Below are 13,075 nucleotides of genomic sequence, written 5' to 3' on the forward strand. Positions count from 1 at the left end.
GGTCCGACCAGCTCAGCCGGCGATCGGCTCCGAGACCCACGCGGAGATGTTCGGGTTCCTGGGCGAGAACACGACGCGGAACGACCGGGGCGACGTGGCGTCGGGCAGCTCGATCGCGGTGCGCCCGTCGCGCGCGGCAGCCGTCGTCGAGAGGGTCACCCACCCGCCGTCGTCGGACCGGTGCTGCAGGAGGACGGACCCGGGGAGCTCCGCGTGCAGCACGACGCGCGACGGGCCCTCCGTCCGCAGCGCCGTCCGCGCCGCGCGCTCGCGGTCCCTGCGGCTGACCGCACCGACCGGTGCGGACACGGCGATGGACGCATCGCCCGCGTTGCCCCCCGCCCCGGGCCACGACATGGCCTTGAAGGTCCTCTCCGGCTGCTCGCTCACGGTGTCCCCCTCGTCCTCGCGCTCCGGTCCGATCAGGCTATCGCGATGATCATCCGCGCGGGAGCGCCGGACGGGTGGCGTCGGACGGGCCCGTCGCCCGTCAGCCGGACGGGGCCTCCACGGCGTCGCGGAGCCAGCCGGCCCCGCGCGTCCGGGCGCCGCGGGCCTCGACGCGCTCACGGAGCGCCCGGTCCGAGGTGACCACGAGGACGTCGTCGTCGGGCCGTGCCGCGACGACGTCGACGATCGTGGCGTCCCCGTCGCGGGGCGCACGGACCACCTCGAGGCGATCGCGCTCGGGCGCGACGGCGTCGATCGCACGCCCCTCGAGGACGACGACGAGCCGGCTCCCGGCGAGCTCCGGGTCGGCACCCGGGGCCTCGGCCGCGTCGACGAGCCCGAGCAGCAGCCGTTCGGCCGCTCCCACCCGGTCCTTCCACCAGCCGTCGGGCCGGGCGCCGACGACGTTCGCCGCGTCGACGACGAGCACGCGGGTCGGCGTCGTCATCCTGGACCTCCGGGTATGGCTCCGGGACGGCGCGCCGCACCGGGCGCGCCCTGTGGGGGGCCTTCACCGTGGCACACGCGAACGCTCTGGTCGTCCGCGGCCCGTTCTGCCACGGTGAGGAGCGGACGCCGACGACGCGAGACGGTCCGAGAGCCGCCGGCGTGCAGACCCATCAGCCCGGAGCGGCCCGGAGGGGGAGCGCATGGAGGCGGAGCGCACCACGGACGAGACGCCGACCGCCGTCGAGGACGACGGACCGTTCTTCCACGGCACGAAGGCCGACCTGCGCGTGGGCGACGTCCTCGAGCCGGGCCGGGCGTCGAACTACGGGACGCGGCGGACGGCCAGGTTCGTCTACCTCACGGCGACGCTGGACGCGGCGACCTGGGGAGCCGAGCTCGCCGTCGGCGCCGGGCGTGGCCGCATCTACCGCGTGGAGCCCACCGGACCTCTCGAGAACGACCCGAACCTCACGGACAAGCGGTTCCCCGGCAACCCGACGCGGTCGTACCGCACGCGGGACGCGGTGCGGGTGGTGGGCGAGGTCGAGGACTGGCAGGGCCACCCACCGGGGGTGCTCCAGGCGATGCGGGACCACCTCGAGCAGCTCGAGGCGGACGGCGTCGAGGCGATCGAGGACTGACCGCGCGGGCAGCGGGGCCGCCGTGGCCGCGCTGCGTGGAGCATTCGGGTGACGCCCGGTCGCATCGTCCGGACGCGGACCTACGGTGCTGCCATGACAGCAGGGGTGGGGACGAGGGTGGGCGAGATCTGCGGGATCCCCACCCTGCACATGGACAGGCCGGGACTGACCAAGGCGGCGCTGTACGTCGGCGCCGGCTGGGCAGACGAGACGTTCGCGTCCCGCGGCGTCACGCACACCGTCGAGCACCTCGTCATGCACGGCACGACGCGGGGCCGGTTCGAGGCGAACGCGTCCGTGATCATGCACCGGACGGGCTTCTGGGCGACGGGCCGCACGGAGCAGGTCGGCCGCTTCCTCGAGGAGGTCGCGGCCGGCATCCGCGCGCTGCCGCTGGACCGGCTCGAGCACGAGGCGAAGGTGCTGCAGGCCGAGGCGGGCGAGCCCGGGTACGGACCGCACGACGCGATGCTCAAGTCGCGCTACGGGCACGAGGGGCCGGGACTGTCCATGTTCTGGGGGTCCGGCCCGCTGGCGACGGACCCGGACGTCGTCCTGGAGCACGCGCGCCGGTGGTTCGTCCGGGGGAATGCGGTGCTCGCCGTCGTCGGGCCGATGCCGGACGGCCTCGACCTGACGCTGCCCGAGGGCGAGGCGCCGCCGCGGACCTTCACCGACATCAGCCGCCCGGGCGTCGTCACCTTCGACGTCCAGGACCCCGTCGTGTCCTTCGTCGTGCCCGACGGCGTCGCCGCGCGCGCCGTCGCTGGCGCCATGGGGCACCGGCTGGAGGAGGACCTCAGGCACGGCAACGGCGAGGTGTACGGGATCGTCCCCGAGGTCATCCGGCTGCCCGGCACCGGCACCCTGCTCGTCCAGCTCGCTGCCAAGAGCGGCCCCGGCGCGGCGAAGACCGTCGCAGAGGCGATGGCCCGGGAGCTGGACCACCGCGTCCGCACGGGCGTGACCGCCGACGAGCTCGAGGAGATGCTCGAGTGGTGGGACGTCGCGGACAGCGACCCGGACGAGGTCGGGGACCTGGAGATGGAGGCGGAGCGGCTCCTCAGCGGGCTGCCGCCGCTCACGTTCGCCGAGGCACGGGCCCGGGCCGAGGCGCTCCGCCCCGCCGAGGTCGCCGCGATGATGCGCGACGCGTCGGCCACCGCACTGCTCATGGTGCCGCGCGGCGTCGAGCCGGAGACGCACCTGCCCGACGGGACGAGCTGCGCCGCCTCGGACGTCATGACGACGACGCCCCTGCGACGCCGGTTCCGCGCCAAGGCGCCGCGGGGCGTGGCGCTGGGCTTCGACGGCGACGTCGTGGAGTGCCGCGACGAGGACGGTGACGTCCACAGCATCCGGGTCGAGGAGATCGTCGGGGTGGGCGTCGACGGCGCGGCCCGCGAGCTCATCGGCCGGGGTGGTTGCTTCATCACCGTGGACCCGCGCGACTTCGCCGGTGCGGACGCGATCGTCCGCGCCGTCGACGCGCGCGTCCCGGCCGGCCACCGGTTCGACCTCGCGGCGTGGTTCGCCGGGACCTGACGCGGCCGCCGCACCCGGCCCTGCCGCCTCAGCGCAGCAGCGCCTCCAGGTCGGGGGCGTAGACGGTCATCCAGTGCGGCTGCAGGCGGTAGTAGACGACGTCGGTGTCCCAGTCGAAGGCGTCCCCGCCGTAGAGCTCCTGCAGGTACGTCCGCACCTCCGCCCAGTCGGTCGCGGGGTCGGCGCCGAGGGGGTTGAGCTCCTCCACCCGGCCGTGGGCGAAGACGCCCAGGTCCTCGCCGCGCAGGTGGGCCACGCTGGCCGCCGGCCGTGCGGCGAGATGCCCCGCCTTCGCCGCCGAGCGGGCGGTGCCGAAGACCCACCGGCCGTGCCAGAAGTGGCCGTCCGCGCCGCTGATCCGCGGCTCCCCGCTCGCCGTGACGGTCGAGAGGGCAAGGGTGCACATGCCGGTCAGCACCGCGGTCAGCTGCGCCGCGGTGATCGTGCGGCTCGCCACGATCGACCTCAGGTGGCCCGTGGAGCGGGAGAGGGACGCGTCGAGCAGGGCCTGGAGCTCGACGAGCTCGTCAGTGGTCTCGTGCACGAGAACGACGGTAGACCCGCCCACCGACATCGGATCGCCCCGGTCGCTCAGGACGTCCCGGTCCCGGTCGACAGTCCTGCGTGAGCATCTTCCGACGGCGGGCCGGGCGTGACGGGGACGCGCGTGGCGCGGAGCCGTACGACGCGACGAGCGCCCCGCCCCCGCCGACCGGTGAGCCGTCGCCGCAGGTGCACGAGCTCGCCTCCTTCGCGCTCGCGCACGCCGTCCGCTCGGTGGTGCCCGAGGGCGGGCCGCTCATCCCGTTCACGCTCCTGGAGACCGCCGAGGGACGCTCGCTGCACCGGTTCGCCGGTGAGCTGGGCGCGGCGGTCGAGCACGCCCGGCACCAGGTGCGGGGCTCGGGAGCCGTGCGCGCCGCCGTGGCGTGGGACGGCTACCTCACGAGCGAGGGCCGGCGCGAGGACGCGCTGTTCGTCCAGGCGTCCGAGCCGGGTCAGCCCAGCGTCGTCGTCGCGCACCGGTACGTCGAGACGGCCGACGGCGCGCGGGCCGTCGGTGAGCCGCTCACCGTCGGCCGCGGGGCGCCCCTGCTCTGACCGGCGCACCAGGGCCGTGGGGCAGAGTGGGGCGGTGATCAGTCTCCGCTCCCTCGCCCGCACAGCCCTCGGTGGCGCCCTCGCGTTCGCCGGGACGACCCACCTGACGGTCGCGCGCGAGGAGTTCCAGGCCCAGGTGCCGCCGTGGTTCCCGGCGGACCCGGACGCCGTCGTCGTGGTGTCGGGGTGGGTCGAGATCGCGCTCGGGCTGGCCCTGCTGGCGGCGCCACGGCGTCACCGGTGGGTCGTCGGGTGGGTCGTGGCGGCGTTCTTCGTGGCGATCTTCCCAGGCAACGTCTCGCAGCTCGTGACCCGCACCGACGGGTTCGGGCTGGACAGCGACGCGGCCCGCGCGGTCCGGCTCCTGTTCCAGCCGCTGCTCGTGGTGTGGGCCCTGTGGTCCACGGGTGCGTGGGGGGAGTGGCGGGCGCGTCGTCGCGGGACGACGACGGCGCGCCCGCGGGACGCCGTCAGCGACCACCGGTGAGCTTGCGGTCCCGCTGCTGAACCCCCGCCGTCCCGTAGGGGTAGTCGTCCACCCGCGGGGCGCTGACCTCCGTCAGGCGCCGCAGCTCCTCCGGGGCGAGCTCCAGGTCCGCGGCGCCGAGGTTGTCCGTGAGCTGCTCGACCGTCCGCGCGCCGAGGATCACCGACGTCACCGCCGGCTGGGCGGCGAGCCAGGCCAGCGCGACCTGCGACATGGACGCCTCGTGCGCGTCCGCGACCTCCCGGACGACGTCCAGCACCGCCCAGGTCCGCTCGTCGGCGTTGCGCGCCGCCCACGCCTCCATGCCCCGCGCCGGGTTCTCGCCGAGCCGCGTCGCGCCGGTCGGGTCCACGTCGCGCTCGTACTTGCCGCTCAGCCACCCACCGGCCAGCGGGGACCACGGCAGCAGCCCCATCCCCGCGTCCAACGCCGCCGGCACCACCTCGTGCTCGATGTCGCGGACGAGGAGGTTGTACTGCGGCTGCAGGGTCACCGGCGCCGCCCAGCCGTGCGCCCGCGCGACGTGGACCGCCTTGGTGAGCTGCCAGCCGAGGAAGTTCGAGAAGCCGTAGTAGCCGATCTTGCCGGCGGCGACCGCGTCGTCGAGGAAGCGCAGCGTCTCCTCCACCGGGGTGTGCGCGTCCCAGGCGTGGAGCTGGTACAGGTCGACGTGCTCCACGCCGAGGCGCCGCAGCGACGCGTCGAGCGCCGTCCGCAGGTGACGGCGCGACAGCCCCAGGTCGTTCGGGCCGGCACCCATGGGGAACCGGCCCTTCGTGGCGAGGACCAGCTGCTCCGCGTCGGTCGGGTGGGCGGCGAGCCAGCGGCCGATGATCTCCTCGGAGACGCCGGTGCTGTAGACGTCGGCGCTGTCGACGCACGTGCCGCCCGCCTCGACGAAGGCCGTGAGGATCGCACCGGACGTCTCCTCGTCCGCCTCCGCGCCGAAGGTCATGGTGCCGAGCGTGTGGGTGGAGACGACGGTGCCGCTGCGGCCGAGCGTGCGGTACTGCATGGGGTCCTCCTCGCGGACGTGACGGTGTGCCACGTCGACCCCACCACCGTGCGGGCTGCTCCGCCCGGTGAGACGGGTCCGGATCGTCCAGCGAGGGGGCTTGATCGCTACAGTGCGGTCGAGATCCAGGCATGAGGGGGGCCGATGGCGCCGGGCCGACTGGGAGCGCGACCACTCCCCGGCCTGCCCCCGCTCTGGCGGGCCGCGCCGGGGAGGCTGCTCCGGACCGCCGCCTGGTTCTGGACGCTCGCCGCGGCGACAGCACTCCTCGTGGCGGCCGTCGTCTCGATCCCGCTGTTCGAGCGATCGGTCGCGGCCGGCGCCTTCGACGCGGAGATCAGCGCCGTCGACCCCGACGACGTCGGCCGCAACAGCCCGAACGTGCGCGTCATCATCCCGGGCGTGCTGCCGGAGCGCCTGGACGAGCAGGCGCGTGAGCTCCTGGACGACGTGCCCGTCCTCACGACGCCCGTCGTGTCCACCTTCGGCTCCGCCGAACGGCTGAGCCCGCGCGTCGTCACCTCCTTCGTGCGGGCGGGGGACGCCCAGGTCCGCGCGACGCTGCACCACCGTGACGGCGCGGTCGAGGCGCTCGCCGAGGCGCTGGGCGTCCCCGCCCGGCCCGGCGCCTGGATCGCGGAGGACGTCGCCGCGGAGCTCGGCGTGGAGGTGGGGGACACGGTCCTCGCCGCGGTCCAGATGCGCGTCGGCTCGAGCGTCACCGACCCCGCGCCGCAGGCGGTGCCCCCGGAGGACGGCTCGGAGCCGGAGCCGCTGCCCCCCGCCACGGTCGAGGTGGTCGGGGTCTTCCCGACCGCCGAGGACTCCGTCCTCCCGGCGGTGGTGGACGAGGACGCCTTCGTCACGACCCCGCGCGACCTGCCCACAGCCGGTGACGGCAGGGGCCGCTCGGCACTCCTCCTCGTGGACCGCGAGTCCTTCGACCGGCTCGTGCTGGCCTCCGGGGAGCAGCCGATGTGGGTGGCCGACCTCCGCCTGCCGACCCGCCCCACAGCGGACGAGGTGCGGCGGGCCGCCGCCGCCGTGACGGAGCTGAGCCGGCAGGCCTTCCGGGAGGGCGGCAGGATCCAGCTCATCTCCGAGGGCGCCCTGCCCCAGGAGACCGACGCGCAGCTCGCGACCGGCCTGCGGGAGATCGTCGACCGCGCCGAGGTGACGACGCGCGTCGCGCAGGACCAGGTCCGCTCGACCGCGTGGGCCGGGGTGGCCTTGGGCGTGCTGGCCGTCGCCGGCGGCGCGGTGCTCCTCCACGCCGGACGCCGCCACGAGTACGGCCTGGCCACCAGCGTGGGGCTGCGCCCGGTGTCCGTCGTCGGCCTGGCGACCCTCGAGGCCGTGCCGCCGCTCCTGCTCGGCACGGCCCTGGGCGCCGTCGTCAGCCGGCTGGGGGTGCCGCTCATCGGGCCGTCCCCGGACGTGGGTCCCGACGCCCTCGCCGTCACCCTGGCCTGGTCGGCCACGGCGCTCGCGGTCGCCCTCGTCGCGGTCGGCCTCAGCGCTGCCATGACGGCTGCCGCCATGACGCGCACGGCAGCACCGGGCTTCGGCCGACGGCGCCGCGGGGTCCCCTGGCAGGTGCTCCTCCTCACGGCGTCGGTCGTCACGGGTGTCGGGCTCGCGGACTCGGGCGCGGCCCGGTCGCCGGGGATCCTCGCGGTAGCGTTCCCCGTCCTCGTCGCGACCACCGTCGCGGGTCTTCTGCTCGCGGCCGTGCGCGTGCGCCCGCCGTGGCGGGGGACGGGTCGGGACCGGCTCGGGACGGCCGGCTGGCTCGCCACGCGCCGGGTGCGCCGGTCGCCGCGCGAGGCGACGGCGACCGTGGTCGTGGTCGCGGTCGGGACGTCGCTGGCGGTGTGGTCCGTGGCGGCCGACCGGGGCGTCGACCGGGGCGTCGACGACAAGGTCGCCGTCGTCGCCGGCGCCGAGACGCGCGCCGACATCGCCGGTCCGTGGGAGGCGGCGGACCTCCCGGCCCCGCTGCCGGACGCCCCGCCGGAGGTGGGTGATCCCGACACCGCGGAGATCCTGGCGCCGCCCGTGCCCGAGCTCGACGGCAGCACCTTCGTCTGGCGGGCCGCCGTCACCGTCCCGCCGCGGTTCGGCCAGCTCGACCTGCTCGTCGTCGACGCCGCGACCTTCGCGGAGCACGCCCTCTGGGGTGCCTCCGGGGCGCTCCAGCCCGGTCGCGACGCGCTCGCCCTCCTGGTCGACGGGCCGGTCCAGGCGGAGGCGCGGACCGGCAGGGCGACGAGCAGCCCCGAGCTGCCCGTCGTCCTCGTCGGCCCGGCGTGGTCGGCGGACCCCGGCACCGTCAGCGGCGCCGACGAGTGGAGCTTCCGCTACCGGCCGGTCGCCCGCGTCGCGGCGTTCCCCGGCGTCACGGGGCGGGCGCTCGTCGTCGACGCCACCAGCTTCCTCAGCACGATCCCCGGGGCCGTGCACCCGTCCGTGGAGCGTCCACCGATCTCCCCGCCCACGGTCCTCGACACCGAGCTGTGGTCGACGCGGCCTGTCGCGGAGGTGACCGACTTCCTCGCCGCACGCGAGGTGAGCGCGCCGGTGCAGACGCGGACCGAGGCCGAGCAGACCCCCGGCCTGCGCGGGGCGTCCTGGCCGCTGGACTACCTCGTCGCCCTCGGCGCGTGCGCTGCGCTGCTGGCCCTCGTCGCGATGGTGCTGCACGGCGTGCGCGCCGCGGACCGGGACCGACTGGGGGAGGTCATGCTGCGGCGCATGGGCATGCCGGCGGCACGCCTGCGACAGGCCCGAGCCCGCGAGGTGGTGTGGGCGCTCGGCCTCGCGGGGCTGGCCGCGCTGCTGACCGTCGGCGGGATCGCCGTCGCCGGCCCCCCGCTCGTCGACCCGGCGCCGCGCCTCGCGCCGCTCGTCCGGCCGATCGTGACGTGGGGGGACGTCGTCGTCCTCGTGGTCGCGCTCGCGGCCGCGACCGTCCTGGTGACGACGGTCGCGCGACGGCGGTCCGCGGCCGTACCGGTGGGGGAGGTGCTGCGCGGTGAGGACTGAGGCGGTCCCGGCGCCGGCGGTTCCCGAGAGCGGCCAGGTGACCGTCGTCTGCGAGGGCCTCGTGCGCGTGTACCGGTCCGGGACGGGTGAGGCCCATGCGCTGCGCGGTGTCGACGTGACGTTCCGCGCCGGCGCCGTGACCGCGATCGCCGGGCCGTCCGGCTCGGGCAAGTCGAGCCTGCTGCGGATGCTGGCGCTGCAGGACCTGCCCAGCGCCGGCCGGCTCGTGCTGCTGGGGAACGACGTCGGCTCGCTGCGACGGCGCGGCGTGCGGCGCCTGCGTCGTCGGCACGTGTCGTTCGTCGAGCAGCGCTCCTCCCGCGGCCTGTTCCCGCACCTCACCGCCGCGGAGCACGTGCACCAGGTGGCCGTCCTGCGCGCCGACGACGGCGCCGCGGCTCCGGGCCGGAGGTCGTCGGGCAGGGCGCTGGACGCCATGGCCGTGCTCCGCACCGTGGGGCTCGAGCACCGCGCCGGGAGCCGCCCCGCCACGCTGTCCGGCGGGGAGCAGCAGCGCCTCGCGGTCGCCCTCGCCCTGCTGGGCACCCCGGACGTCGTGGTCGCCGACGAGCCCACCGCCGAGCTGGACCACGACAACACCGACGCCGTCCTCGCGGCGCTCGCCGGGGCCGCCGACCGCGGCAGCACGGTCGTGCTGAGCACCCACGACGAGCGGGCGCTCCGCGTCGCCGACCGGGTGCTCCGGCTGCGCCACGGCGTCCTGTCCTCCGAGCAGGTGCTGCGCGGCCACCACCTCGCGACGATCGACTCCACCGGCCGGGTCCAGCTGCCGCCCGACGCCCTGCTGCACTTCCCGGACGGCCGGGCGCTGCTCGACGTCACCGAGGACGGCGTGGTCCTGCGACGCCCGGACGGCACGCCGTGAGCGGCGCCCACGTGCGCCCGGTCGCCCGGGATGTCGTCCTCGTCGCGGACGCCGTGACGGTGCGCTACCGCTCCGGCCCGGCCGTCGTCACCGTGCTGGACGGCGTGTCGCTCACCGTGGCGGCGGGTGAGGTCGTCTGCCTGTCGGGGCCGTCCGGGTCCGGCAAGTCGACCCTGTGCCACGTCGTCGCGGGGTTCGAGGACCCGTCGTCGGGCACGGTCACCGTCGCTGGGCAGGGACCCACGGGCCTGCACGACTGGGCCGCGATCGCCGTCGTCCCGCAACGGCTCGGTCTCGTGCCCGAGCTCACCGTCGCGGAGTCGGTCGCCCTGCCCCGGGCCCTGCGCGGCGCCGCCGCGGACGCCGCCCACGACGGCGGGGCAGGGCTTCCCTCGGTGCAGAGCCTGCTCGCCGAGCTGGCGCTCGACGGCCTGGGCCACCGGTACGTCGGCGAGACCTCCATGGGCGAGCAGCAGCGGACGGCGATCGCGCGGGCGAGGTCGCTGGACCCGACCCTGCTGGTCCTGGACGAGCCGACGGGCAGCCAGGACGACGAGCACGTCGACCGGGTGCTGGCAGCGATCGGCGGCGCCGCCGTGCGGGGCTCCGCGGTCCTCGTCAGCACGCACGACGACCGGGTCCTCGCCGTGGCCGACCGGGTGGTCGGGCTCAGCGACGGTCGGGTCACCTGATCGCGCGCGCGACCGGGCCGCCGTCGCGCGACTCAGACGAGCCCGGAGGCGTCGTCGTGCGCCGTCCCTGCCGTGAGGCGCTCGGCTCTCACCTCCGCGGCGAACCGCGCCAGCAGGCGCGCGAGGTGCTCCCGGTCCGCCGGTGACCAGCCCTCCAGCAGCGCACCGAGGCGATGCGCACGGAAGGCCAGCGCCCGGCCCGCGAGCGCGGCGCCGTCGTCGGTGAGGTCCAGGCGCACGCGTCGCCGGTTCCTCGCGGACGGCGCCTTCACGACCACGCCCGCACCGATCGCCCGGTCGACGAGGCGGCTCGCTGTGGACGGCGCGACGTCGAGCGCCTCGGCGACGTCGGCGACGGTCGCCTCACGCCCGGCGGCGCGGGCGGACCGCAGCGCCTCCGCGACGAGCAGGGTCGACGACTCGACGTGCCGCGGTGGAGGTCCGGCGCCGGCCGATCCGGCGCCGGGCGGCACGTCGGCGACGGCGTCCGGCGCGCTCCAGAACCGGCGGAGCGCGAGAAGAGCCGCGTCGAGCGTCCCGAACGCGGGGTCCCGGACGAGGCGGTCTTTCACATGTGTATCGTACACACGTCAAGGAGGTCCCCGTGGAACCACCCGTCCTCGTGCTCGGCGCGACCGGCACCGTCGGCTCCGCCGTGCTCGCCGAGCTGCGGGCGCTCGGTGTGCCGGCGCGCGCGGCCGTCCGACGGTCCGGCCAGGCGGTGGCGGGGGCCGCGGAGGCGGTCGCGTTCGACCTCACCGAGCCGGCGACGTGGCCCGGTGCCTTCGCGGGCGTCCGCACGATGTTCCTCCTGCGGCCCCCCGCCGTCTCCGACGTGCGCCGGGACCTGCTGCCGGCCGTGGCCGCCGCGCGGGAGGCGGGCGTGGGGCACGTCGTCCTCCTCTCGCTGCAGGGCGCCGACCGGATCCCGGTGGTGCCGCACGCCGCGGTCGAGGCATGGCTCCGTCGGTCGGGGATGACGTGGACCTTCGTCCGCCCGTCGTTCTTCTGCCAGAACCTCCTGACAACCCACCTCGCCGACGTCCGCGACCGGCGGGTCCTGCCCGTCCCGGCCGGCGGCGGGCGCACCGCCTTCGTCGACGCCCTCGACGTCGCGGCGGTGAGCGCCCGCGCCCTGGCGGAACCGGCCGCCCACCGTGACCGGGCCTGGACGGTGACGGGCCCCGAGGCGCTCACCTACGAGGAGGTGGCGGCGGTCCTCACCGGCGAGCTCGGGGTCGAGGTCCGGTACACGCGTCCCGGCGTGCCCGGGTGGGTGCGCCACGCCCGCCGCACCCTCGGCCTGCCGTGGCCCATGACGGTGGTGACGGCCGGCATCTACACGACCGCACGGCTCGGTCTGGCCGCCGGCACCACCGACGACGTCCGGACGGTCCTCGGGCGTGACCCCGTCGACGTCGCTTCGTTCGTCCGGCGCGAGCGTCGTGCCTGGGCGCCGGTCGGGCCGGGCGGCGCACCGCCCGACCACCCCGCCCCCACCACGCACGGAGGACACGCATGATCATCGCCCTGCTGGGCGCGACCGGCGCCTGACCGGACGCGCGGGCGTCCCCGCATCGGCCTCCTCCGCGGCGGCCTCGCGCCTACAGTGCGGGAGGGGCGGCTGCCGCGCCGCCCGCCAGGGGAGGAGGAAGCGACGTGGCTCACGACGACGACGGCGCGCCGCAGCCGCGCAGGGGCGAGTCGTCCCCGCGCGCGACGGCCCAGCGCGACCTCTCCCACGACGACCGTCCGGTCGGCACGATCGGCGACTGCGGCGTCTACGAGCACGGCGTCCGCCGCGGCGGCCGGATCCCGCTGAGCGAGGCGGCCGCCGCGGCCGCAGCAACCGAGGGATTCGTGTGGATCGGGCTGCAGCAGCCCACGCACCAGGACATCGCCGACGTCGCCGTGCAGTTCGACCTCCCGCCCCTCGCCGTCGAGGACGCCGTGCGGGCGCACCAGCGGCCCAAGCTCGAGGCCTACGGCGAGGTCCTGTTCGCCGTCCTCAAGCCGGTGCGCTACATCGACTCCGAGGAGGTCGTCGAGGTCAGCGAGGTCGCGATCTTCCTCGGGCCGCACTTCGTCATCACCGTGCGACACGGGCACAGCGACGTGCTCACGGCGGTGCGGGCCGAGCTCGACGGCGGGGCCCATCCGCTCCTCACCGACTTCGGGCCGTCGCTGGTGCTGTACCGGGCGGCAGACCTCGTGGTCGACGGGTACGAGCGCGTGCTGGAGGCGATCGGCGCCGACGTCGACGAGATCGAGGAGGAGGTCTTCGGCGCCGGGGAGGACGACCACGCGGAGCGCATCTACAAGCTCAAGCGCGAGGTGGCCGAGTTCCGGCGCGCCGTCGTCCCGCTGGCCTGGCCGTTCGAGCGGCTCGCCACGGCCGCCGTCGGCCACGTCCCCGACTCGACCGCCCACCACTTCCGCGACATCCACGACCACGTGCTGCGAGCCACGGACCAGCTCGAGGCGATCGACCGGCTGCTGACGGACGTCCTGCAGGCCAACACCGCACGCGTGGCGACCGCCCAGAGCAAGATCGCCCTGCGGCAGAACGAGGACATGCGCAAGATCTCCGCGTGGGCGGCGATCGCGCTCGTCCCGACCGCGGTGGCGGGCATCTACGGGATGAACTTCGAGCACATGCCCGAGCTCGAGTCGCGGTACGGGTACTTCGTCGTGCTCGGCGTCATCGGTGTCATCTGCTTCACGCTGTACCGGGCCTTCCGGCACAACGGCTGGCTCTGAGCC

14 protein-coding genes are annotated in these 13,075 nt (G+C 75.9%); 9 read left to right on the forward strand and 5 right to left on the reverse strand.

Going from position 1 to position 13,075, the window contains the following annotated elements:
* Positions 1-12: 12 nt before the first annotated feature.
* The gene (locus tag LG379_RS14550; RefSeq protein ID WP_225755311.1) at positions 13-390 is read right to left on the reverse strand and encodes a hypothetical protein; all 378 of its coding nucleotides are present in this window, start codon (positions 388-390) and stop codon (positions 13-15) included.
* Between the two features lie 100 nt (positions 391-490).
* Positions 491-898: an NYN domain-containing protein gene (locus LG379_RS14555; protein WP_225755312.1), complete on the reverse strand. Its 408-nt coding sequence runs from the start codon at positions 896-898 to the stop codon at positions 491-493.
* Between the two features lie 202 nt (positions 899-1,100).
* Between LG379_RS14555 and arr the strand changes: the two genes are divergently transcribed.
* Both arr and LG379_RS14565 read left to right on the forward strand, forming a co-directional pair.
* The gene (gene arr / locus LG379_RS14560; RefSeq protein WP_225755313.1) at positions 1,101-1,541 is read left to right on the forward strand and encodes an NAD(+)--rifampin ADP-ribosyltransferase; all 441 of its coding nucleotides are present in this window, start codon (positions 1,101-1,103) and stop codon (positions 1,539-1,541) included.
* Between the two features lie 93 nt (positions 1,542-1,634).
* Complete coding sequence (locus LG379_RS14565) at positions 1,635-3,086, forward strand: hypothetical protein (RefSeq protein WP_225755314.1); 1,452 nt, start codon at positions 1,635-1,637, stop codon at positions 3,084-3,086.
* A gap of 28 nt (positions 3,087-3,114) precedes the next feature.
* Here the strand turns inward: LG379_RS14565 and LG379_RS14570 are convergent, their stop codons facing one another.
* A complete protein-coding gene (locus tag LG379_RS14570; RefSeq protein WP_225755315.1) occupies positions 3,115-3,630 on the reverse strand; it encodes a pyridoxamine 5'-phosphate oxidase family protein in 516 nt (171 codons plus the stop codon).
* An 80-nt stretch (positions 3,631-3,710) separates the two neighbouring features.
* On the opposite strand from LG379_RS14570, the gene LG379_RS14575 reads away from it, so the two are divergent.
* Together LG379_RS14575 and LG379_RS14580 are read left to right on the forward strand one after the other, a co-directional pair.
* Complete coding sequence (locus tag LG379_RS14575; protein ID WP_225755316.1) at positions 3,711-4,187, forward strand: hypothetical protein; 477 nt, start codon at positions 3,711-3,713, stop codon at positions 4,185-4,187.
* Positions 4,188-4,221: 34 nt separating this feature from the next.
* Positions 4,222-4,674 (forward strand): hypothetical protein, encoded by a 453-nt coding sequence (locus LG379_RS14580; protein WP_225755317.1) that lies wholly within the window; start codon positions 4,222-4,224, stop codon positions 4,672-4,674.
* Here the strand turns inward: LG379_RS14580 and LG379_RS14585 are convergent.
* Positions 4,658-5,689 carry an aldo/keto reductase gene (locus tag LG379_RS14585; RefSeq protein WP_225755369.1) on the reverse strand — a complete coding sequence of 344 codons (1,032 nt, stop codon included), beginning with the start codon at positions 5,687-5,689 and terminating at the stop codon, positions 4,658-4,660. The two genes, LG379_RS14580 and LG379_RS14585, sit on opposite strands and share 17 nt — an antisense overlap.
* Before the next feature lie 144 nt (positions 5,690-5,833).
* On the opposite strand from LG379_RS14585, the gene LG379_RS14590 reads away from it, so the two are divergent.
* From LG379_RS14590 to LG379_RS14600, 3 genes are read left to right on the forward strand one after another with little or no spacing between them, the layout of a single operon-like run.
* On the forward strand, positions 5,834-8,734 hold the full coding sequence (locus LG379_RS14590) for a hypothetical protein (protein ID WP_225755318.1): 2,901 nt from the start codon (positions 5,834-5,836) through the stop codon (positions 8,732-8,734).
* Positions 8,724-9,620 carry an ABC transporter ATP-binding protein gene (locus LG379_RS14595; protein ID WP_225755319.1) on the forward strand — a complete coding sequence of 299 codons (897 nt, stop codon included), beginning with the start codon at positions 8,724-8,726 and terminating at the stop codon, positions 9,618-9,620. The genes LG379_RS14590 and LG379_RS14595 overlap by 11 nt, the downstream gene beginning before the upstream one ends.
* Positions 9,617-10,312 carry an ABC transporter ATP-binding protein gene (locus LG379_RS14600; RefSeq protein WP_225755320.1) on the forward strand — a complete coding sequence of 232 codons (696 nt, stop codon included), beginning with the start codon at positions 9,617-9,619 and terminating at the stop codon, positions 10,310-10,312. Before LG379_RS14595 ends, LG379_RS14600 begins: the two co-directional genes overlap by 4 nt.
* Positions 10,313-10,344: 32 nt before the next feature.
* Here the strand turns inward: LG379_RS14600 and LG379_RS14605 are convergent, their stop codons facing one another.
* The gene (locus LG379_RS14605) at positions 10,345-10,884 is read right to left on the reverse strand and encodes a MarR family winged helix-turn-helix transcriptional regulator (protein WP_225755321.1); all 540 of its coding nucleotides are present in this window, start codon (positions 10,882-10,884) and stop codon (positions 10,345-10,347) included.
* 32 nt (positions 10,885-10,916) lie between these two features.
* Between LG379_RS14605 and LG379_RS14610 the strand changes: the two genes are divergently transcribed.
* The gene (locus LG379_RS14610) at positions 10,917-11,834 is read left to right on the forward strand and encodes an NmrA family NAD(P)-binding protein (RefSeq protein WP_225755322.1); all 918 of its coding nucleotides are present in this window, start codon (positions 10,917-10,919) and stop codon (positions 11,832-11,834) included.
* Between the two features lie 137 nt (positions 11,835-11,971).
* Positions 11,972-13,072 carry a magnesium and cobalt transport protein CorA gene (locus tag LG379_RS14615; protein WP_225755323.1) on the forward strand — a complete coding sequence of 367 codons (1,101 nt, stop codon included), beginning with the start codon at positions 11,972-11,974 and terminating at the stop codon, positions 13,070-13,072.
* Positions 13,073-13,075 lie beyond the last annotated feature (3 nt).

The sequence above is a fragment of the Actinotalea sp. Marseille-Q4924 genome, assembly GCF_916618755.1.
Classification (GTDB): Bacteria; Actinomycetota; Actinomycetes; order Actinomycetales; family Cellulomonadaceae; genus Actinotalea.

What these genes read in the sequence shown, in the direction of transcription:
- LG379_RS14555 (WP_225755312.1), bottom strand. Translation starts at nt 898, where the DNA reads ATGACGACGCCGACCCGCGTGCTCGTCGTCGACGCGGCGAACGTCGTC.
- arr (WP_225755313.1), top strand. Translation starts at nt 1,101, where the DNA reads ATGGAGGCGGAGCGCACCACGGACGAGACGCCGACCGCCGTCGAGGAC.
- LG379_RS14565 (WP_225755314.1), top strand. Translation starts at nt 1,635, where the DNA reads ATGACAGCAGGGGTGGGGACGAGGGTGGGCGAGATCTGCGGGATCCCC.
- LG379_RS14585 (WP_225755369.1), bottom strand. Translation starts at nt 5,689, where the DNA reads ATGCAGTACCGCACGCTCGGCCGCAGCGGCACCGTCGTCTCCACCCAC.
- LG379_RS14590 (WP_225755318.1), top strand. Translation starts at nt 5,834, where the DNA reads ATGGCGCCGGGCCGACTGGGAGCGCGACCACTCCCCGGCCTGCCCCCG.